The organism is Streptomyces sp. CoH27 (genome assembly GCF_020181035.1).
Taxonomy (GTDB): Bacteria; Actinomycetota; Actinomycetes; order Streptomycetales; family Streptomycetaceae; genus Streptomyces; species Streptomyces camelliae.
Genome location: NZ_JAIQYY010000012.1, coordinates 165487 through 182264 on the forward strand (window position 1 = coordinate 165487; position 16778 = coordinate 182264).

Below are 16778 nucleotides of genomic sequence, written 5' to 3' on the forward strand. Positions count from 1 at the left end.
GTCAGAGTTTCACCAGGTCCAGCGCCTGCGCCAGATGGTGCTCCGCAATTTCGCGCATGGCTTCGGCAAAGGGAAAGTCGCCTTCGAGCAGCCGGAGCGGCCCGGCGACGAGGTTCAGGTGCAGCGCCAGCCGGTACAGCCGCAGCCGGTCCTCGTCCAGGCCGTCGGCGCGCAGGGCGGCGTAGTGCGGCCCGAAGCGCATCCGCAGGAAGGCGTGCTCCCACTCGGCGTCGAAGTACATCAGGCCCTCGATGTCGATCAGGGCGGGCCGGCCGTCGGCGTCCAGCAGGACGTGGTCCGGCCCGAGCTCACCGTGCACGAGGACGTGCTCGGCACGCGGCCGCACCTCGGCGGCGAGGGAGCGCACGGCATCCTCCAGCCGCTCCTGGGCGGCGGCCACGCGCGGATCGCGTACGGCGGTCTCGGCGATGTCGGCGAGGGCGCGGTCGGCGACGAGCCGGGCGCAGGAGTCGCCGTGCGCGCTGCCGCCGGCGGCGGCGGTCACGGCGACCTTGCCGTGGGCGGCGGAGCGGCAGCCGCGCAGCGCGCGCAGGGACTCGGCGAGCGCGTCGAGCGCCGGGGCGGCCGCGTCCGGGTCCCGGCGCAGTGCCTCCTCCAGGCTGCCGCCGGTCAGGTCCTCGACCACGGCCGCGCGGGCCTCGGGGTCCACGTGGAGCAGGCGCGGGGTGCGGACGCCGGCTGCGGCGAGACGGTCGTGGGCGGCGGTGAACAGGCCGAGGCCGCCGGCGTGCGAGAACGGGTCGCGCGGGTCGGCCGCGGGCGCGGCACCGGAGTGGCTCCAGTAGTCCTCGTCGGGTGTCCAGAGGTAGGCGATCGCGCTGCCGCCGTCGTCGAGGCGGAGCCGGTAGACGCCCTTCTTGCTGCCGCCGCGCAGCCGGGTGACGGCGCTGAGCGTGCGGTGCCGGCCGAGGGCGGCCCGGGCGAGGGGGGTGAGGTCGGCGACGGTCCTGGGCTGTCGTGTCTCGGTCACCGGCCCGAGTCTTCCCCAGGGGAACGGCTCAGCGAACCCAGTTTTCCTGATAGGCGCGCCAGTCGGCCTCCGTCGCCGCGAAGTCCACGTACAGCGCGACACCGAAGCGCGCCCGGTGGGCGTCGGTCCGGGACAGGCCGAGCCGGACACCGCGGACGGCGGCCGGGACGGTCTCCGCGTGGGCCCAGTGGCCGAAACGGTTCTCATGGTAGAAGGGCAGGCCCATGAGGAGGTCGGTGGTCTTCGGGGTGACCTCCAGGGCGAGGCTCGTCTGCTGGGCCACATAGCCGCCGTACAGGCTCTGCAACGGCTGCATGGTGTCGTACGACATGACGGCGATCTGGTCCACGCGGCGGGCCACCTGCCCGAAGTAGGCCTGCGACCACCACTTGGGGTGACCGGTGGTCGTGCCCCAGAAGGAGTGGAACGCGGGCAGCGGGTCGATCTGGTGCGCGGCGACGGACAGCAGGGCGTGCCGGGCACGGGTGAGGGTGCGCAGCTCGTCCAGGAGACCGAGATAGTGGGGGTCGCCGGAGTGCAGCGGCTCCAGGTCGACGTGCACACCGTCGTAACCGGCGGCGAGGACGCGGCGGGTGGAGGCGAGGATCGCGGTGCGGGTGGCGGCACGCTCCAGCCGCATCCCGTCGGGGCTCTCGGTGGCCAGCTGGTCGCCGAGCCACGCCTGCACACGGACCCCGGGCAGCTCCCGGTGCACGGCCGATATCAGCCAACGGGCTCTCGGATACGCCGAGGCGGGCAGGGTGCCGTCGTCCTCCAGCGGGCCGGAGTGGACGTACAGGTCCCGGATGCCGGTGCGCTTCAGCCGCTGGGCGAGCTCCCGCACATCCTGGTCCTTCTTCCGGCCGTCCACCCAGGCGTGGCCGAGCCAGACGGCGTCCCTGCCATGGGTCGTGGTGCCCTGCTCGGGGGTGCCGGTGTAGTTGACGCGAAGGGCGGTCTCGGCGGTGAGGAGGGGCACGAGCAGGACGGCGAGGAGGGCGAGACCGTAACGAAGCAGACGGCGCCGGACCGTCCTCCCCCCACTCACCCGCCCGCCGCGGGCCTCACCCTCGGAGGGAGCCTCGCCACCGGAGGAAGCCTCACCCTCGGAGGGAACCTCACCCTCGGAGGGAACCTCGTCGCCGGAGGAAGCCTCACCCTCGGAGGGAACCTCGTCGCCGGAGGGGGCCGGTGCCTGTCGGGGGGCCTCGCCGTCGGCCCCCTCCGTGGGAACGTGCTCGCGTCGGCCGGGCTCGCTGTCCATTTCCTGCCCCCTCTTCCCTCGTCCCCCGCCCGTATCCGTCCCGCTCGCGGCGGGGCCTACCTGCCCATACGCTCCGAAATGTGACGTCCTCCCTGATCCGGGGCCGACCCCGGCGTGCCAAGGGGCACATACGGGTGCGGGTGGCGCATGCCGTGCTGGGTGTCGTGGTCGGGGTCGGGTGGCTGGTGTTGCCGGTGATGACGGTCGTGGCCGAAGACCCGGTTCCCGCGGCGCCCACCGGGACGGTCGCGAGCGCCGCCGCGCCACCGCAGGGCGGCACGTCCACCGCCGACCTCGTGCTGCCCCTGCTCGCCGGTGTCGCGGCACTGGCGCTGGCCGGTTACGGCTGGCTGCGCCGCACCCGGCGGGCCCGCACCCGTACGACCCCGGGGATCGTCTCCGCCGCCCCGCCGGCCCCCACTCCGGCCGACTTCGAACGTCAGGCCCGCACCGCGCTCGTGCTCGCCGACGACTGTGTCCGCACGAGCCGGGAGGAACTCTCCTTCGTCCAGCGGCGGTTCGGACGGACGGACACCGAGGTCTTCACCCACGCCCTGCGGGCCGCCGAGACCGAGCTGTCGGCCGCGTGCGCGATCTGGCGCCGCTACGAGCAGGGCACACCACGGGATCCGGCGGCCCGGCGGCAGGCGCTGGTGGGGGTGATCGGCCGGTGCGCGGAGGCGGGACGGCGGCTGGACTCGGAGGCGGCGGGGCTGGACCTGCTGCGGGGGCTGGCGGGGCCGGGGCTGAACGGGGCCCTGGAGATCGCCGAGGGGCGCTTCCGCGAGCTGACCGGGCGGACCGTCATCGCGCAGGACACGCTGCCCGCGCTGCGCGAGCGCTACGGAGTCTCGGCGCTCGGGCCGGTCACCGGGTACGTCGAACAGGCCAAGGACCGGCTGGTGTTCGCCACCGCCCGGCTCAACGAGGCCCGCCAGGCCGCCGACGCGGCCGACGACGGACGCGCCGCCCGGCACCTGCGCGCCGCCGAGGGCGCCGTGTCCCAGGCGGAGGTGCTGATCGGCGGGGTGGAACGGCTCGCGAGGGACCTACGGCAGGCGGCCGAACTGCTCCCGGCCACGCTGACGGGCGCAGAGGCGGAACTGGCGAAAGCCCAACGGGGGGCCGGCACCCCGCTGCCCCCCGGCGAACTGCACGCCCGGCTGACCCACGCCGACACGGTGCTGGCCGCCGTACGGGAGGAGCTGACGACAGGCCCGTACGACCCGCTGGACGCGCTGCACCGGATCGCACGGGCGGTACGGCGGCTGGAGAACGGCCGCGAGGGCGTGGTGTCCGCGGCCGCTGTGCTGGTGGCCCGCGACTCCGTGTCCGGGGCGGAGGAGTTCATAGCGGTGCACCGAGGTGCGGTGGGCCCGGAGGCCCGGGTGCGCCTGGCGGAAGCGATACGTGAACTGGCCGCGCACGACGCCGACCGTGCCGACGCAGCGGCCCGCGACGCCCGGGGCCGAGCCGAACAGAACGTCCGCACCCACGGCACCCCGTATCCGGACATCCCCCACGCCGCCCCGGGCCTGGCGGGCGCGATCCTGGGCGGCATCCTCCTGCCGGAACCCCCCGGCACCGACATCCCGGCGGCCTACGGCGGCCCGGAGACAAGAGCCCGCCACCACGCACCCGAGCCCCCGTGACCGCCGGCACCGTGTCAGCCGACACCGTGTCAGCCGGAGTCGTGTCAGCCGGCGTCGGTCAGAAGAGGCTCAGCAACGCCTCCGCCGGGTCGGTGAGGGACGACTCTCCCCCGGGCAACGGCAGTTCGAACCACACCGTCTTGCCGCGAGGCGTCCGGCGCGAGCCCCACGCCGCGCTGAGCAACCCCACCAGCTGCAACCCCCGGCCGCCCTCGTCCGTGTCCCGGGCACGTCGTCGGCGAGGCTGGACCAGGCCCGAGTCCCAGACCTCGCACACCAGAGTCCGGTCCAGCAGCAGCCGTAGCCGGATCTCCCCCTCGCCGTACCGCAACGCGTTGGTGACCAGCTCGCTGACCAGCAGTTCCGTGGTGTCGACCAGCGCCTCCAGGTCCCAGCTCAGCAGCTGCCCCCGGGCGTACTCCCGAGCCCGCCCCACGCTCCGCGGCTCCCTCGGCAGCGTCCAGTCGCCGACGGACTCGGCCGGCAGCCCCTGCACCCGCGCCATCAGCAGCGCGATGTCGTCCTCGCCGTGGTGGGTGTCGAGGGTGTTGAGGACGTGGTCGCAGACGTCCTCCAGCTGCCGGGCGGGATCGCTCAGCGCGCCGACGAACGCCTGTAGCCCCTCGTCCAGCGGATGGTCACGGGACTCGACCAGGCCGTCCGTGTAGAGGGCCAGCAGGGCTCCCTCCGGGAGTTCCACCTCGACTTCCTCGAACGGCTCGCCGCCCACGCCGAGCGGCATGCCGGGCGGCACGTCCAGCATGAGCGCCGGCTCGCCGGGCTCGACCAGCACCGGCGGCAGATGGCCGGCGTTGGCGAACGTACAGCGTCTGGTGACGGAGTCGTACACGGCGTACACGCAGGTCGCCAGGTAGACCTCGGAGAGGTCGGCGTCCCGGGGCTGGCGGGCCGTGCGGGTCGCTCCCTGCACCCCGCCCGGCGTACCGAGCCCCCGGGCGATCTCGTCCAGTGCCGAGAGCACCTCGGCCGGTTCGAGGTCCAGCAGGGCCAATGTCCGTACCGCGGTGCGGAGTTCGCCCATCGCGACCGCCGCCCGCAGGCCCCGCCCCATCACGTCGCCGACCACCAACGCCGTACGGTGACCGGGCAGTTCGATCACGTCGAACCAGTCGCCGCCCACCTCGGTCGCCGCGTTGCCGGGCAGATAGCGGCAGGCGATGTCCAGCCCGGAGGCCTCGGGGTCGCCCGGCGGGAGCAGGGACCGTTGCAGGATCAGCGCCCGCTCGTGCTCTCTGCGGTACAGCCGCGCGTTGTCGATGCAGACGGCCGCGCGCGCCGCCAGCTCCACCGCCAGATCCCGGTCACGGTCGCCGAACGGCTCGCTGCCCTTCGTCCGGGCGAACTGCGCGAGGCCTACGACGGTGTCGTGGGCGACCATCGGCACGGCCAGCGTGGACTGCACGAGGCCGCCGTCCGCCGGCGGCACGGCTCGCGGCCGGGCGGTGCGCAGGGCGTCCGCGCAGGGCGAGTTGAAGGGGAAGTGGTGGACCGCGCCGACCTCGACGGGTTCGCCGCTGACCCCGAAGGGCACACCGGAGACGGCGCTGGCGAAGGCCACACGACGCAGCTCGGCGCTGCCGTCGGCCCGGCCGGGCGGGGTCTCGTCGCGGGTCAGCAGCCCCTGGTAGAGGTCGACGGTGGCGAGGTCGCAGAAGCCGGGCACGACGACGTCGAGGAGCTCGCGCGCGGTCGTCTCCAGGTCCAGGGAGTTCCCTATGCGGGCCCCGGCCTCGTTGAGCAGGGCGAGGTTGCGCCGGGCGGCGGCGGCCTCGCGGGCGGCGGCCCGGCGCGCGGTGATGTCGGTGCCGAGCCAGGCGATGCCGATGGGCCGGCCGCTGCCGCCGTGCACGCGGTAGAGGTTGACCGACCAGTGCCGGCGCTCTTCCGAGTCCGGGACATGGCCCGTGACATGCATGTCGGTGATGGACTGTCCGCTCTCCAGCACCCGGCGCAGGGTGGCCGAAACCCGCTCGGCCTCCCCGCGTGGCAGATAGTCGTGCACGCCCTTGCCCCGGTGGTCGTCCGGGGAGCCGCCGAAGACGGAGGCGAATCTCTCGTTGGCCCGACGGACCCTCAGATCGTTGTCGATCAGCAGGAATCCGAACGGGGATTGGCCGAAAATGGCCTGCGAGGCGGCGAGGTCGGTCTCGATGCTGCGCAGCGTGCGGACGTCGACGACGATGCACACGGCGGCCCTGTCGCCCTCGGCGGTCCGGGTGGGCATGACGTAGACCTCGGCCAGCCCCTCCTCACCGCGCGCGCCGTCGGGTCCGTCGGGCATCCGGAAGGGTACGACTCCGGTCCACTCGCGCCCGTCGAGGATCTCGGCCATCTTGCGCTGGCCGCGCTCGCGCAGATCGGGGTCGACGAAAGCCTCTATGGGGTCCATTCCGACGGCGCGTGCGGCGGGGACGCCGAAGAGCTGCTCGGCCCGCAGGCTCCACTGGTCGACCAGGCCGCCGGGGCTGATGGAGAAGGACGCGACCCGGATGTAGTCGTAGATGGAACCGGGCGGACTGCTCTGCCACATGGCGTCGCCGGACGCCGCACCACTGTGGGCGGCGGCCACCGCGGCCGGGTTGCGCACGTCGTCCGCCTGGTCCCTCGCGCCGTCCGACGGGTCCTCGGACTCCGTGGCCTTCGCTGGTATCTCGCTCACGCGAACCGTCCCCTCCAGCTCACCGCGCCCGGCACCGGTCACCGGGGGCGGCTGCCCGCAGTATCCAGCACTACGGCGCCGCACGACACGGTGTTCACGATCACAGCATGGTCCAGGTGCTTTTCGGACCAGTCCGTGACAACACTTCCACTCTTCTAACCAGGGAACACGCCGTCGAATCACGCACCCGGGGGGCGACCGCGCGCCCGGGGGGCACGTTGGACGAGCCATCGGCGTATGTACACCCCCGTGCCCCCTCGGATGCTCCCGCGTCACCCTCACCCCGCCGGTTCGTCACTCCGGCACCACCAGTTCGAACCAGACGGTCTTTCCGTTCGCGCCGGGCCGGGTGCCCCAGCGGCGCGAGGAGCCGGCGACCAGTTGCAGACCGCGCCCGCTCTCGTCCTCGGCGTGGGCGACGCGTTCGCGCGGCGGGTCCGGGAGCGGGTCGGAGACCTCCACCCGCAGCGTCGCGCCGAGCTCGGCGGGGCGCACCAGCCGTACCCCGATGGGGCCGGTGGCGTACCGCAGCGAGTTGGTCACCAACTCGCTGACCAGCAGCGCCGCCAGATCGGCCACGCAGTCGAGGTCCCAGCCGTGCAACTGACCGCGGACCGCCGCGCGTGCGGTGCGCACCGCGCCCGGTTCCGCGGGAAAAGTCCACTCGGCGCAGTCACCATCGGTGTCGATCACGCCGATCACATCCCAGGCCAGCGAGCTTCACCCATGTCCGGTTTCATGGGGTTAATGGGCACATACCCGATATCCGGCGGGCATTACCGTGCGCCGGGGCGCACAGTGGCACGAACGGCGTACGGGGCACTCCGCGCGGGGAGCCGCCCGCCCGCGAGCCGGGGCGATACGGCCGCGGGTCCGTTTCGACTGGTCGCGACCCGCGACGCAGCCGTGTGCCGACCAGGTCCCGCGCCCCTCACGGGACTACGCCATGCCACCCGATCGGGCAGCCACCGCCTGGACCGCTGGGACGTCCTGGTCCAGCCAGGCCACGTCCCAGAGCTCGTCCGGGGTCAGCCAGCGCAGTTCGTCATGGTCCTCAAGGGGCCGGGGCTCGGGCGAACCGGGGCGCAGCCGCGCGGTCCACACACGCAGGACGTACGGCTCCCGCAGCGGCCACTCCCCCGGCACCCGCTCAACCGGCTCGGCGTCGACGCCGAGTTCCTCGCGCAGCTCGCGCACCAGGGCGTCCTCGGGGCGCTCGCCCGGCTCGACCTTGCCGCCGGGCAGCTCCCAGCGCCCGGCCAGATCGGCGGGCGCGCTGCGGCGCGCGGCGAGCAGCCGGCCGCCGCCGAGCAGGGCGGCTCCGACCACCACGATCCGGTCCGGTCCGGGCGTCTTCGGCGTGCTGGGCGTACGGGACGTCATGAGGCGGAGCCTACGGGAGGCCGCCGTAGGTCAGTTGCGCGCGGCGTCCCCGTTCTGGCCGATGCACTCGACCCAGTAGAGCTGGTCGTGCCCCCGGTCGTCGAGGCTGTCGGCGATCTTCTGCGCCTCGGCCCGCGTCGCGTACCGGCCGACGCGATAGCGATTGCCGTTGTCGTCCTGCCGTATCACGATCCAGGGCAGGGAGACCGTCTCACTCATGGCTCCCACCGCCCCCGACGTTCCCTTCCGCACCGCCCCACCTTCCCCCTGGCTCGACTGCGCTCACCCGGGGGGACCCCCACCCTGTCCCGGGCCCCCGCCGAGCCACGCCTAAGGAAACCGCAATCCGCATATGCCCGAGCGTACGCCCAACCTTTACGCAGCGAATACGGCTTTTCACAAAGAGGTACGCAACCAGCCAGAACGGCGGGGGCGCACGTGTGCGAATGCGCCGTAGTGAGCGCCGTCGTCGTGCGGCGGAGGCATATCCGAGTGACCCGTGACCACCTGGGAAAACGGCCGGATCGCGGCGCCGGGCCGCGGGCCGGACGCGGGCGCCCGGCCGGAGATCCAGGCGCCCGGAGCGCCGAGGGTGTGCGCTACCTCACTCCAGGGGGCGCACGCGCAGGCTTCCGATTCCCGACTCTCCGTCAGATGTCCGGCGGCGCGCAGGGCGTCACTTCACCGGCAGGTGATACGCCACCCGGTACCGGTCCGCCGGAATCACCACGTCGGCGGTCTCCACCGGGCGGCCGGAGGCGTAGTACGTGCGCTGGATGACGAGGACGACATGGCCGGGGACGCCGCCGAGCACATGCAGTTCCTCGGCGAGGCCGGGGCGGGCGCCGACCTCCTCGGTGACGTTGTCCACGATGACGTCGATGGCCCGCATGCGCTCGGCCACGCCCATGCCGCCGAGCGGCCCCTCCTCGGGCAGCATCACCGGCGTACGGCCGGTGAGGGCGAGGGGTTCCCAGGAGGTGGAGAGCATCATCGGCTCGCCGCCCTCCCGGAACAGGTACTTGGTGCGCATGACCCGGTCCCCCGCCTGGATCGCGAGCCGCTCGGCGATGGCGGCCCCGGCCTGGGTCTGCTCGCTGCTGGACTCCCAGGTGCCGCGCACGGAGGCGTCGGCCTGCTCCTGCCGGAAGGGGGTGGCACCGCAGGCCGGGCGGTAGCCGGAGCGGGCCACCCGCCGGGGCACCGGCCGCTCGCGCACATACGTCCCCGAGCCGGAGCGCCCCTCGACCAGCCCCTCGGCCATCAGCACCTTGCGGGCCTCCAGCGCGACCGTGTCCGAGACGCCGTACTCCTCACGGATGCGGGCCTGGGACGGCAGGCGGGTGTGGGGCGGCAGTGAACCGTCGACGATCTTCTTGCGGAGATCACCCGCGACACGCAGGTACGCCGGCTGTTCACCGAAAGTCACTGGCCGCTCCCATCAGGTTGTACAGACAGCAACAGCGTGGCAACCGTGGGTTGTGCCGTGCAAGCAAAGGCCAGAGAATCACTCGATGTGATGACATGGCGCGGGGGAGGGCTTTACCCAGGCACTTTCTCCCCCATATCGGCGCGCTCACACCTCCGCAAGGGGTCCGGCCGGCCCAGAGGTACGGTGCTCCTTTGGGCCAGGGCGGTGATGATTCGGGGGGAACGGTGACAGCAGCCTTGACGGAGCGCCGGGCGGGCACGGAGGCCGTACGGGCCGTCAACGGGCTCACCCGGCGGTGGGCGGCGAGCACGCCGGACGGCGAGGGCACGGTCTTCTCGGCACCGGGCGTCTGGCCCCTGCTGGCCTTTCTGGCCGACGGCGCGGCGGGCCCGGCGCGTGCGGAGCTGAGCGAGGCCCTCGGCCTGCCGGCGGATCAGGCGGCCGGTGCGGCACGGGAGTTGCTGGCGGCCCTCGCCTCGGTGCCCGGCCTGGACGCGGCGCTCGGCCTCTGGACGCGGCAGGGGCTGCCCCTGCGCGAGGAGTGGCGGGCCGGGCTGCCGGCCGGGTCGTACGGGGTGTTCGGCGACGATCTGGTCACCGCGCAGGAACGGCTGGACGCGTGGGCGGCCGAGCGGACCGGCGGGCTGGTCGAGCGCATGCCGGTGACGCTGACCCGGGACGCGCGGATGGTGCTGGCCGGTGCCCTCGCGCTGCGCACGACCTGGCGGCAGCCCTTCGAGGAGCAGCCGCTGCGGCCGGACGCCGGCCCCTGGCAGGGCCGTACGCTGCGCGGTCTGCGGCGGCGCGGCCCACGCCCGGACCGGGTGGGCGTGACGGGCACGCCGGACGGCTTCGTGACGGCGCTGACGGTGCCGGGCGACAACGGCGTCGACGTCCACCTTGTGCTCGGCGAGGAGCGGATGACTCCCGGTCAGGTGCTCACGGCCGGGGTGGGCATCGTGGAGCGGGCGCTGCCGCTCACCCCGGGCGGCGCGCTGCCGCACGGCCACGTCGGCCCCGGCCTGTACGTGGAACAGCAGCCGGCACTGGCGCCGGAGCCGGTGTCGCTCGACGTACGGACGGTGGCATACGAGGTGCGTGCCGACCACGACCTCCTGTCCCTGGCCCCGCTCTTCGGCCTGGCGACGGCGTCGGACCCGGCCCACGGCCACTTCCCCGGGATCAGTGATGTCCCGCTCGCCGTCGGCCAGGCCCGCCAGTCGGCGCTGGCCCAGTTCGGTGCGCTCGGGTTCCGGGCGGCGGCGGTGACGGCGGTCGCGGAGGTGTACGGCAGCGCACCGCCGCAGTACCGCTACGAGTCGAGGGTCGTCCGGGCGGTGTTCGACCGCCCCTTCGGCTTCCTCGCCGTCGACCGCGAGTCCCGGCTGGTGCTGGTGGCGGGCTGGGTGGCGGATCCGGCGCCGGAAGCCGTCAGGAGCTTCCCGGGCGCGGTTCCTCCAGGACGCTGAGGCAGCGGGCGAACAGCCCGGTCAGCGCGTCCCGCCCGGTGAACTCGGCGGCGAGGGCCCGCTCGACGCGTACGGCGGCGGGGCCGGCCTCGGTCACCGCGGCGTACGCGTCCGAGGGGCGTCCCGGACCGCCCGCCGGCCCCGTCGAAGTGAGCCCGCGGCCGGCCGCGGCGAGGGGCACCTGCGCGGTGCCGTCGCCGGCGGCCCGCCGCGGCCGGGGTCAGCGCGTCCCGCGGACGCGGCGTACCGCTCCGTCCAGCACGGACCAGGGGTCGGCGGGCTCCAGCGCACCCTCGGCGGCCCGGTCGAGGAGTTCGGCGAAACAGGCGCGGTAGAGGCGCTCGCGGTCGGCGGTGCCCGTGTCCCGCTCCAGGCGGCGGATCACGCCCTGCTGGAGTCCGCCGCCGTGGTGCACGGCGATCTTCTTGCGCCAGGCGATCGGCTCGGGCAGCCGGGTGCCCATGGCCGTGCGCAGGTGGTACTTCTCCCGGCCCTCGCGCACCTTGCACTCCGGCGCGGTGTCCAGGGCCGTCCGCATCACCGGCCGCGCCCAGAAGGGGTGGTGGGTGGTGGTGCCGTAGGCGAGCGGCATCCGGTTGGACAGTTCGTTGCTGCGCCGGGTGCGGTCGACGGCCGTGAGGCACTGGTCGATCAGCTCGTCGCGGTGGTCGAAGGGGCGGTAGAGGCCTGCGTTGATCAGATCGCTGCCGTAGCCGGTGAGCAGCACCTTCTCGGGGGCGATGTGGCGCAGCCGCTGCACGGACGTGGCGGTCAGGGCGACTTCGACGACCTCGGGGTCGGTGCCGCCGAGCCAGCGGACGGCCTCCGGTATGGAGGCGATGATCTGGTCCTCGGTCAGCTGGACGGGCTCCAGCGCGATGCCGAGTTCGGCGCAGAGTTCGGCCGCGTCGGCGAGTTCGTCGCCCCAGGGGGTGGCCACGCTGTACGGGGTGACGGACAGCCCGGACGTGGCGGCGAGGTAGGTGACCGTGCCGGAGTCGATGCCGCCGGACAGCAGGGTGGCGTAGCCGGTGCCCTCGGGGGTGGCCGCGTCGATCCGGCGGATCTCCTCGGTCAGCGCCGCGATCTGGGCCTCGCCGGCTGCGAGCGGGTCCTCGCGGCGCGGGGCGCGGAACCCGGCGAGCGGGTCCGCCTCGTCGCGGGTCTCGGTCAGCCATGTGCCGCCGGCGGCGCGATGGGTGCGGACGCGGATGCCGTGGCGCAGCCGGTCGACGCCGAGCAGCAGGGTGCCGTGCTCGTGGCCGAGGGCGTCGCCGGTGACGGTGACGGGCAGGTCGAGCGCGGGCAGCACGAGGGGCGCGAGCAGCAGGTCCGTGAAGTACGCGAACAGACCGCGCAGCCGGTTGACGGCGTAGTAGACCGGGTCCTCGTTGAACGCGGAGATGTGCAGGGTGACGGCGTCGGCCTCGGCGCGCAGGACGGTGGCGGCGGTGTGCTCCGGGTCTTCGGGGGACGCGGTCAGGGTGCGGATGTCGAGGGTGAACGGCGGGTTGTCGGGGAGTGCGGCGCCGGCGGGTCCGCGGTAGTACACGTGCAGGCCGTCGAGGTCGGCGCTCCGGGACAGCGGGGCGAGGGCCGGGACGGGCGCGTTGCTGACCACGCACCACTTGCTGACGGGGGCGGGGCGGTCGAGGGAGGTCACGGTCACGCCTTTCCGATGATGCGGCGCATGCGCTGCTGGGCCTCGCCCGCCGAGAAGGCGGCCCGGTGGGACCGCTTGCCCTCGTCGCGGACCCGGCGCAGGCCCTCCACGAAGGGGCCGTTGACCCGGGCCCGGGTCGACTGCACGGCGGCGGTGGTGTACGTGGCGATGCGCAGGGCGTGGCCGAGGGCGCGGTCCAGCAGGTCCGCGGGGGCGGTGACCTCCTGGAGCAGGCCGTCGGCGAGGGCGCGGTCGGCGGGCCATTCGGCGCAGGTGTAGAGCATCTCCTGCATGACGCGGCGGCCGACCACCGTCTCCAGCATGTAGCCGCCGAAGTTGCAGGCGATACCGACCCGGAACTCGGGCATCACCAGCGTGGCGGCGGTGCTGCCGATCCGCAGGTCGCAGCAGAGGGCGATCTGGAGGCCGACGCCGATCGCGTAGCCGTCGATGGCGGCGACGACGGGTTTCGTGATGCCGGCGATGGTGCTGTACAGGTCGGTTATGTCGTCGATCCAGGCGTCGACCTCGTCGCCGCCGGAGAACTCCGAGACCTCGTGGAAGTCGCCGCCGGCGCCGAAGGAGCGGGCCGCGCCGCCGTACAGGACGACGCAGCGGACCCGTTCGTCGCCGTCCAGGTCGAGCATCAGCCGGGTCAGTTCGCGCATGCGCGCCCTGCTGAACGGATTCTGTTCGTGCGACTGCGAGAACTCCACCAGGGCGACGCCCTCGGAACGTACCTCGCACGTCATGGTCGCTGTCGCGATGTCGATGGCCGACACGGACCCCTCCTTCATAGCTCAGAGATAATTGGATAGTTATGCAGATCGACCTGATCGTGCTTCACCGCTCAAACTCCGCGCTTCGCATGGCGTTTGCCGGGAATGCATTGCCGGACAGGTTGATTGAATGTACGGTGGCAGGAATGTTCATTCACCCGCCCAGTCACCCGCTCGGGAAGGAATGCGAACCATGCCGATGACGGCCCCGAAGGGCTTTCGCAGCGTGACCAGGAACATGGGGCTCAAGGACGTCGAGGACGACTTCGCGGCCGTCGTCTCCGAGGTGCCCGCCCGCTCCGCCGCCGTGTTCACCCGGTCGCGCTTCGCGGGACCGAGCGTCGTTCTCAGCCGTGCGGCCGCGCCCCGGCAGCAGAGCCGCGGCATGGTCGTGCTCTCCCGGAACGCCAACGTCGCCACCGGCAGCGCGGGCGCGGCCAACGCGGCCGAGGTACGCCGCAGGGTCGCCGAGATCGCCGGCATCGACCCCGAGGAGCTGGTCATCGGCTCGACCGGGGTGATCGGCCGGCCCTACCCCATGGAGAGCATCCGGGCCGGACTCGACGCGCTGTCCTGGCCGTTCCCGGAGGCGGACTACGCGGCGGCGGCCGCGGCCATCATGACGACGGACACCCGGCCCAAGTACCTCAGCGTGCGGGTCGGTGACGCCGTGCTCGCCGGTATCGCCAAGGGCGTGGGCATGATCGAACCGAACATGGCCACCCTGCTGACCTTCTTCTTCACCGACGCGGACATCCCGGCCGCCGAACTCGACGCCCTGTTCCGCCGGGTGATGGACCGGACGTTCAACGCCCTGAGCATCGACACCGACACCTCCACCAGCGACACCGCCGCGATCTTCGCCAACGGCCTGGCCGGTCCCGTCGACCTCGCCGAGTTCGAGCAGGCGCTGCACACCGTCGCCCTGCACCTCGTCCGCGACATCGCCTCCGACGGCGAGGGCGCCAGCAAGCTCATCGAGGTCCAGGTCACCGGGGCCCGCGACGACGCCCAGGCCAAGCGGGTCGGCAAGAGCGTGGTCAACTCTCCCCTGGTGAAGACGGCCGTGCACGGCGCCGACCCCAACTGGGGCCGGGTCGCGATGGCCATCGGCAAGCTGGAGGACGAGACCGACATCGAGCCGCCCCGGGTACGGATCTGGTTCGACGACCTCCCCATGCACCCGGAGGAGCCGAGCGACGCGCTGCTGGAGCAGGCCGCACGGTATCTGACCGGCGACGAGGTGGTCATCCGGGTGGACCTCGGCATCGGCGACGGCGCGTTCACCGTCTACGGCTGCGACCTCACCGAGGGCTATGTGAAGATCAACGCCGACTACACCACCTGAGCCGGCCGCGGGGGGGGACGGTCCGCCCGGACCGTGCCGCAGCGGCGTGCTCAGTACACCGGGAGCCGGGGATCGATCTCGTTCGCCCATCCGACGACGCCCCCTTCCAGGTGTACCGCGCCGGTGAACCCGGCCGCCCGCGCCACGGCCAGGACCCGGAGCGTGCGCACCCCGGTCCGGCAGTAGAAGACCGGGGTGCGGTCCTGCCGCAGCGTCGGCAGGGCGGACCCGTCCAGCCACTCCCCCATCGGCACCAGGCGGGCGCCGGGGATGCGCACGATCTCCCACTCGTGGGGCTCCCGGATGTCGATGAGGTCGATCGGGGCGCCCTCGTCGAGCAGTCGCTTCAGCTGCCGCGGTGTCACGGCGGGGACGTCGCTCACAACTCGCCCCGCGCGGGGTAGTCGTGCTCGTTGACCCAGCGGATCGTCTCCACGACCTCGTCCAGATGCGGCCGCAGGAACGGCATGCTGGTCTGCACGGCCGCGTAGAGGGTGCCGTCGGGGCGGACGATGAACACGCCGGGCTCGCTGAACTCGTTCGGCTGGCCCTCCTTGATGGCCTTGGACACGTACAGGCCCCACTCCCGCATGGACGTCAGGGGCAGGCCGTACCCGATCGGCACCCTGCTGATCCCCCACTCCTCGACGGCGCGCCGGGCACGGCCCTCGTCGTCCCCGCTGACCGCCAGCACGGAGTCGACGCCCACGGCGGCGAACTCGTCGATCAGCCCGTCGAGTTCGGTGATGTGGGCGCGGCACATCGGGCAGTGCACCCCGCGGTAGAAGACCACCAGGCTGAAGCGGTCGGGGCGCTGGTCGGCGAGGACCCAGCGGCCGCCGCCGACCAGCGGGACGTCGAGGGCGGGCACGGGCCGACGGGGGACGAGTGACGTGGGCATGGCGGGCTCCGGTGCGGGCGAGTCGGTTCGGACGGGCGAGTCGGTTCGGACGGGCGAGTCGGTTCGGGCGGTCGGGGCGGCGGGGTGTACGGCGCTCAGGCCGCGTCCGGCAGGGTCAGCTGGCCGCGGAACAGCACCCGGGTGCCGCCCGGGCTGATGGCCGTACGGCCGTGCAGGGTCCGCTGGTTGTCGATGATCATCAGGTCCCCGACCTGCCAGCGGTGGGTGTACGCGTAGCGCGGTGCGCGCAGGAAGGCGTCCAGCTCCGTGAAGAACCGGTCGGACTCCTCGGGGTCCATCCCCTTGACCCTGACCTCCCAGGAGCGCGGAGTGACGTCCGGCGGGAAGGCCGTGGCCAGATTCAGGGACTTCACCCGGCCGTAGTCCCGGGTCGCCGGGATGGCGTACCAGTCCTCCGGGACCGTCGGGAAGTAGCCGCGCTCGGTGACCAGGTACTCGATCTCGTGCTCGTCGAGAACCCGGCGCAGCCGCTCGGGCATCTCCGCCCAGGCGGTGAGCTGGTCGCTGACGTAGGTCTCGCCCGAGCCGGGGGCGTCGGAGAACTCGGCGGCGTACAGGATGATCAGGTCGACGCGCTCACCGACCAGCAGCCCGTCGGTGTGGATGGGCAGCGGCCCGCGCCCGGTGACGACCTTCCCCTCGTCCCGGGAGGCGTTGAGCTTGAGCAGATCGGCGCCGCCCTCGCCGAACTTGTGGTCGACGGTGTCCCCCAGCGAGCGGACCAGCAGCTTGAAGTCCGCCTCGTCCAGGGCGAGTCCGCGGACCAGGGCGCAGCCGGTGTCCAGCGCGGCCCGCCTGGTCTCCCGGGCCAGCTCCTCGACCGGCCGGCCGGAGGCCCAGGGAACGACCCTGCCCATGCCGGACGGGGTCAGCCGCTGACACACGTCGTCGTCTTCGATTCCGGGCATACCGGATCCCCTCCCAGAGTGCTGTGTCTCGTGTGTGCCGTCACGCGGGCGCCATGCCGCGCGCGATCTCCGTCTCCAGCCGGGCCACCGACACGGGCGCGGAGAACAGGCGTTCCATGTCGAACTCGATCCCGAAGGCGTCCTCCAGCGCGGACAGGACCTGGATCAGCGTCACGGAGTTGACGCCGAGGCCGATCAGGTCCGCGTGGTCCTGCGCCGGGGACAGCGCATGGCCGCGCACGGCGAACTCCTCGCGGACGGCGGCCGGTACGTCTGGTGCGGTCATC

General features: G+C 73.1%; 17 protein-coding genes. 3 read left to right on the forward strand and 14 right to left on the reverse strand.

Features of this window, described 5'->3' with window-relative positions; translation table 11 throughout:
* Position 1: 1 nt before the first annotated feature.
* Together LE548_RS21750 and LE548_RS21755 are read right to left on the reverse strand one after the other, a co-directional pair.
* Positions 2-991: a phosphotransferase gene (locus tag LE548_RS21750; protein ID WP_225098590.1), complete on the reverse strand. Its 990-nt coding sequence runs from the start codon at positions 989-991 to the stop codon at positions 2-4.
* A gap of 28 nt (positions 992-1019) precedes the next feature.
* Positions 1020-2255: a glycosyl hydrolase family 18 protein gene (locus LE548_RS21755; protein WP_225098591.1), complete on the reverse strand. Its 1236-nt coding sequence runs from the start codon at positions 2253-2255 to the stop codon at positions 1020-1022.
* A gap of 80 nt (positions 2256-2335) precedes the next feature.
* Here LE548_RS21755 and LE548_RS21760 point away from each other — a divergent pair, with 80 nt between their 5' ends.
* Complete coding sequence (locus tag LE548_RS21760) at positions 2336-3907, forward strand: hypothetical protein (protein ID WP_225098592.1); 1572 nt, start codon at positions 2336-2338, stop codon at positions 3905-3907.
* Between the two features lie 58 nt (positions 3908-3965).
* Here the strand turns inward: LE548_RS21760 and LE548_RS21765 are convergent, their stop codons facing one another.
* The 5 genes from LE548_RS21765 to LE548_RS21785 all read right to left on the reverse strand — a co-directional run bounded on the left by LE548_RS21765 (position 3966) and on the right by LE548_RS21785 (position 9399).
* Entirely contained in the window at positions 3966-6587 is a 2622-nt protein-coding gene (locus tag LE548_RS21765; protein ID WP_225098593.1) for a SpoIIE family protein phosphatase, read from the reverse strand.
* A gap of 294 nt (positions 6588-6881) precedes the next feature.
* Positions 6882-7289, reverse strand: coding sequence for an ATP-binding protein (locus tag LE548_RS21770; RefSeq protein WP_225098594.1), 408 nt, complete (start codon positions 7287-7289; stop codon positions 6882-6884).
* A gap of 237 nt (positions 7290-7526) precedes the next feature.
* Complete coding sequence (locus LE548_RS21775) at positions 7527-7970, reverse strand: (deoxy)nucleoside triphosphate pyrophosphohydrolase (RefSeq protein WP_225098595.1); 444 nt, start codon at positions 7968-7970, stop codon at positions 7527-7529.
* Between the two features lie 30 nt (positions 7971-8000).
* Complete coding sequence (locus tag LE548_RS21780; protein WP_225098596.1) at positions 8001-8189, reverse strand: SPOR domain-containing protein; 189 nt, start codon at positions 8187-8189, stop codon at positions 8001-8003.
* Positions 8190-8646: 457 nt separating this feature from the next.
* A complete protein-coding gene (locus tag LE548_RS21785; RefSeq protein WP_225098597.1) occupies positions 8647-9399 on the reverse strand; it encodes a GntR family transcriptional regulator in 753 nt (250 codons plus the stop codon).
* Between the two features lie 227 nt (positions 9400-9626).
* Between LE548_RS21785 and LE548_RS21790 the strand changes: the two genes are divergently transcribed.
* On the forward strand, positions 9627-10871 hold the full coding sequence (locus LE548_RS21790; protein ID WP_225098598.1) for a serpin family protein: 1245 nt from the start codon (positions 9627-9629) through the stop codon (positions 10869-10871).
* On the opposite strand, the gene LE548_RS21795 is transcribed toward LE548_RS21790, so the two are convergent.
* Genes LE548_RS21795 through LE548_RS21805 form a run of 3 tightly spaced genes read right to left on the reverse strand, consistent with a single transcriptional unit; the run spans position 10834 to position 13316 of the window.
* A complete protein-coding gene (locus LE548_RS21795) occupies positions 10834-11052 on the reverse strand; it encodes a hypothetical protein (protein WP_225098599.1) in 219 nt (72 codons plus the stop codon). The two genes, LE548_RS21790 and LE548_RS21795, sit on opposite strands and share 38 nt — an antisense overlap.
* A 39-nt stretch (positions 11053-11091) precedes the next feature.
* Positions 11092-12540 carry an asparagine synthase-related protein gene (locus LE548_RS21800; RefSeq protein ID WP_225098600.1) on the reverse strand — a complete coding sequence of 483 codons (1449 nt, stop codon included), beginning with the start codon at positions 12538-12540 and terminating at the stop codon, positions 11092-11094.
* Complete coding sequence (locus tag LE548_RS21805) at positions 12537-13316, reverse strand: enoyl-CoA hydratase/isomerase family protein (RefSeq protein ID WP_225098601.1); 780 nt, start codon at positions 13314-13316, stop codon at positions 12537-12539. The genes LE548_RS21800 and LE548_RS21805 overlap by 4 nt, the downstream gene beginning before the upstream one ends.
* Positions 13317-13506: 190 nt before the next feature.
* Here LE548_RS21805 and argJ point away from each other — a divergent pair, with 190 nt between their 5' ends.
* Positions 13507-14661 carry a bifunctional glutamate N-acetyltransferase/amino-acid acetyltransferase ArgJ gene (gene argJ / locus LE548_RS21810; protein ID WP_225098602.1) on the forward strand — a complete coding sequence of 385 codons (1155 nt, stop codon included), beginning with the start codon at positions 13507-13509 and terminating at the stop codon, positions 14659-14661.
* A 50-nt stretch (positions 14662-14711) separates the two neighbouring features.
* Here the strand turns inward: argJ and LE548_RS21815 are convergent, their stop codons facing one another.
* From LE548_RS21815 to LE548_RS21830, 4 genes are all read right to left on the reverse strand, one after another.
* Entirely contained in the window at positions 14712-15044 is a 333-nt protein-coding gene (locus LE548_RS21815; protein ID WP_225098603.1) for a rhodanese-like domain-containing protein, read from the reverse strand.
* The gene (locus LE548_RS21820) at positions 15041-15562 is read right to left on the reverse strand and encodes a peroxiredoxin-like family protein (RefSeq protein WP_225098604.1); all 522 of its coding nucleotides are present in this window, start codon (positions 15560-15562) and stop codon (positions 15041-15043) included. The genes LE548_RS21815 and LE548_RS21820 overlap by 4 nt, the downstream gene beginning before the upstream one ends.
* A gap of 95 nt (positions 15563-15657) precedes the next feature.
* Positions 15658-16491 carry a TauD/TfdA family dioxygenase gene (locus LE548_RS21825; protein WP_225098605.1) on the reverse strand — a complete coding sequence of 278 codons (834 nt, stop codon included), beginning with the start codon at positions 16489-16491 and terminating at the stop codon, positions 15658-15660.
* Positions 16492-16531: 40 nt separating this feature from the next.
* Complete coding sequence (locus tag LE548_RS21830; protein ID WP_225098606.1) at positions 16532-16777, reverse strand: acyl carrier protein; 246 nt, start codon at positions 16775-16777, stop codon at positions 16532-16534.
* Position 16778 lies beyond the last annotated feature (1 nt).

Excerpts from the sequence above, each read along its gene's own strand:
- LE548_RS21825 (WP_225098605.1), bottom strand. The coding sequence starts at position 16,491 with ATGCCCGGAATCGAAGACGACGACGTGTGTCAGCGGCTGACCCCGTCC.
- LE548_RS21780 (WP_225098596.1), bottom strand. The coding sequence starts at position 8,189 with ATGAGTGAGACGGTCTCCCTGCCCTGGATCGTGATACGGCAGGACGAC.
- LE548_RS21775 (WP_225098595.1), bottom strand. The coding sequence starts at position 7,970 with ATGACGTCCCGTACGCCCAGCACGCCGAAGACGCCCGGACCGGACCGG.
- LE548_RS21820 (WP_225098604.1), bottom strand. The coding sequence starts at position 15,562 with ATGCCCACGTCACTCGTCCCCCGTCGGCCCGTGCCCGCCCTCGACGTC.
- LE548_RS21755 (WP_225098591.1), bottom strand. The coding sequence starts at position 2,255 with ATGGACAGCGAGCCCGGCCGACGCGAGCACGTTCCCACGGAGGGGGCC.
- LE548_RS21830 (WP_225098606.1), bottom strand. The coding sequence starts at position 16,777 with ATGACCGCACCAGACGTACCGGCCGCCGTCCGCGAGGAGTTCGCCGTG.
- argJ (WP_225098602.1), top strand. The coding sequence starts at position 13,507 with ATGCCGATGACGGCCCCGAAGGGCTTTCGCAGCGTGACCAGGAACATG.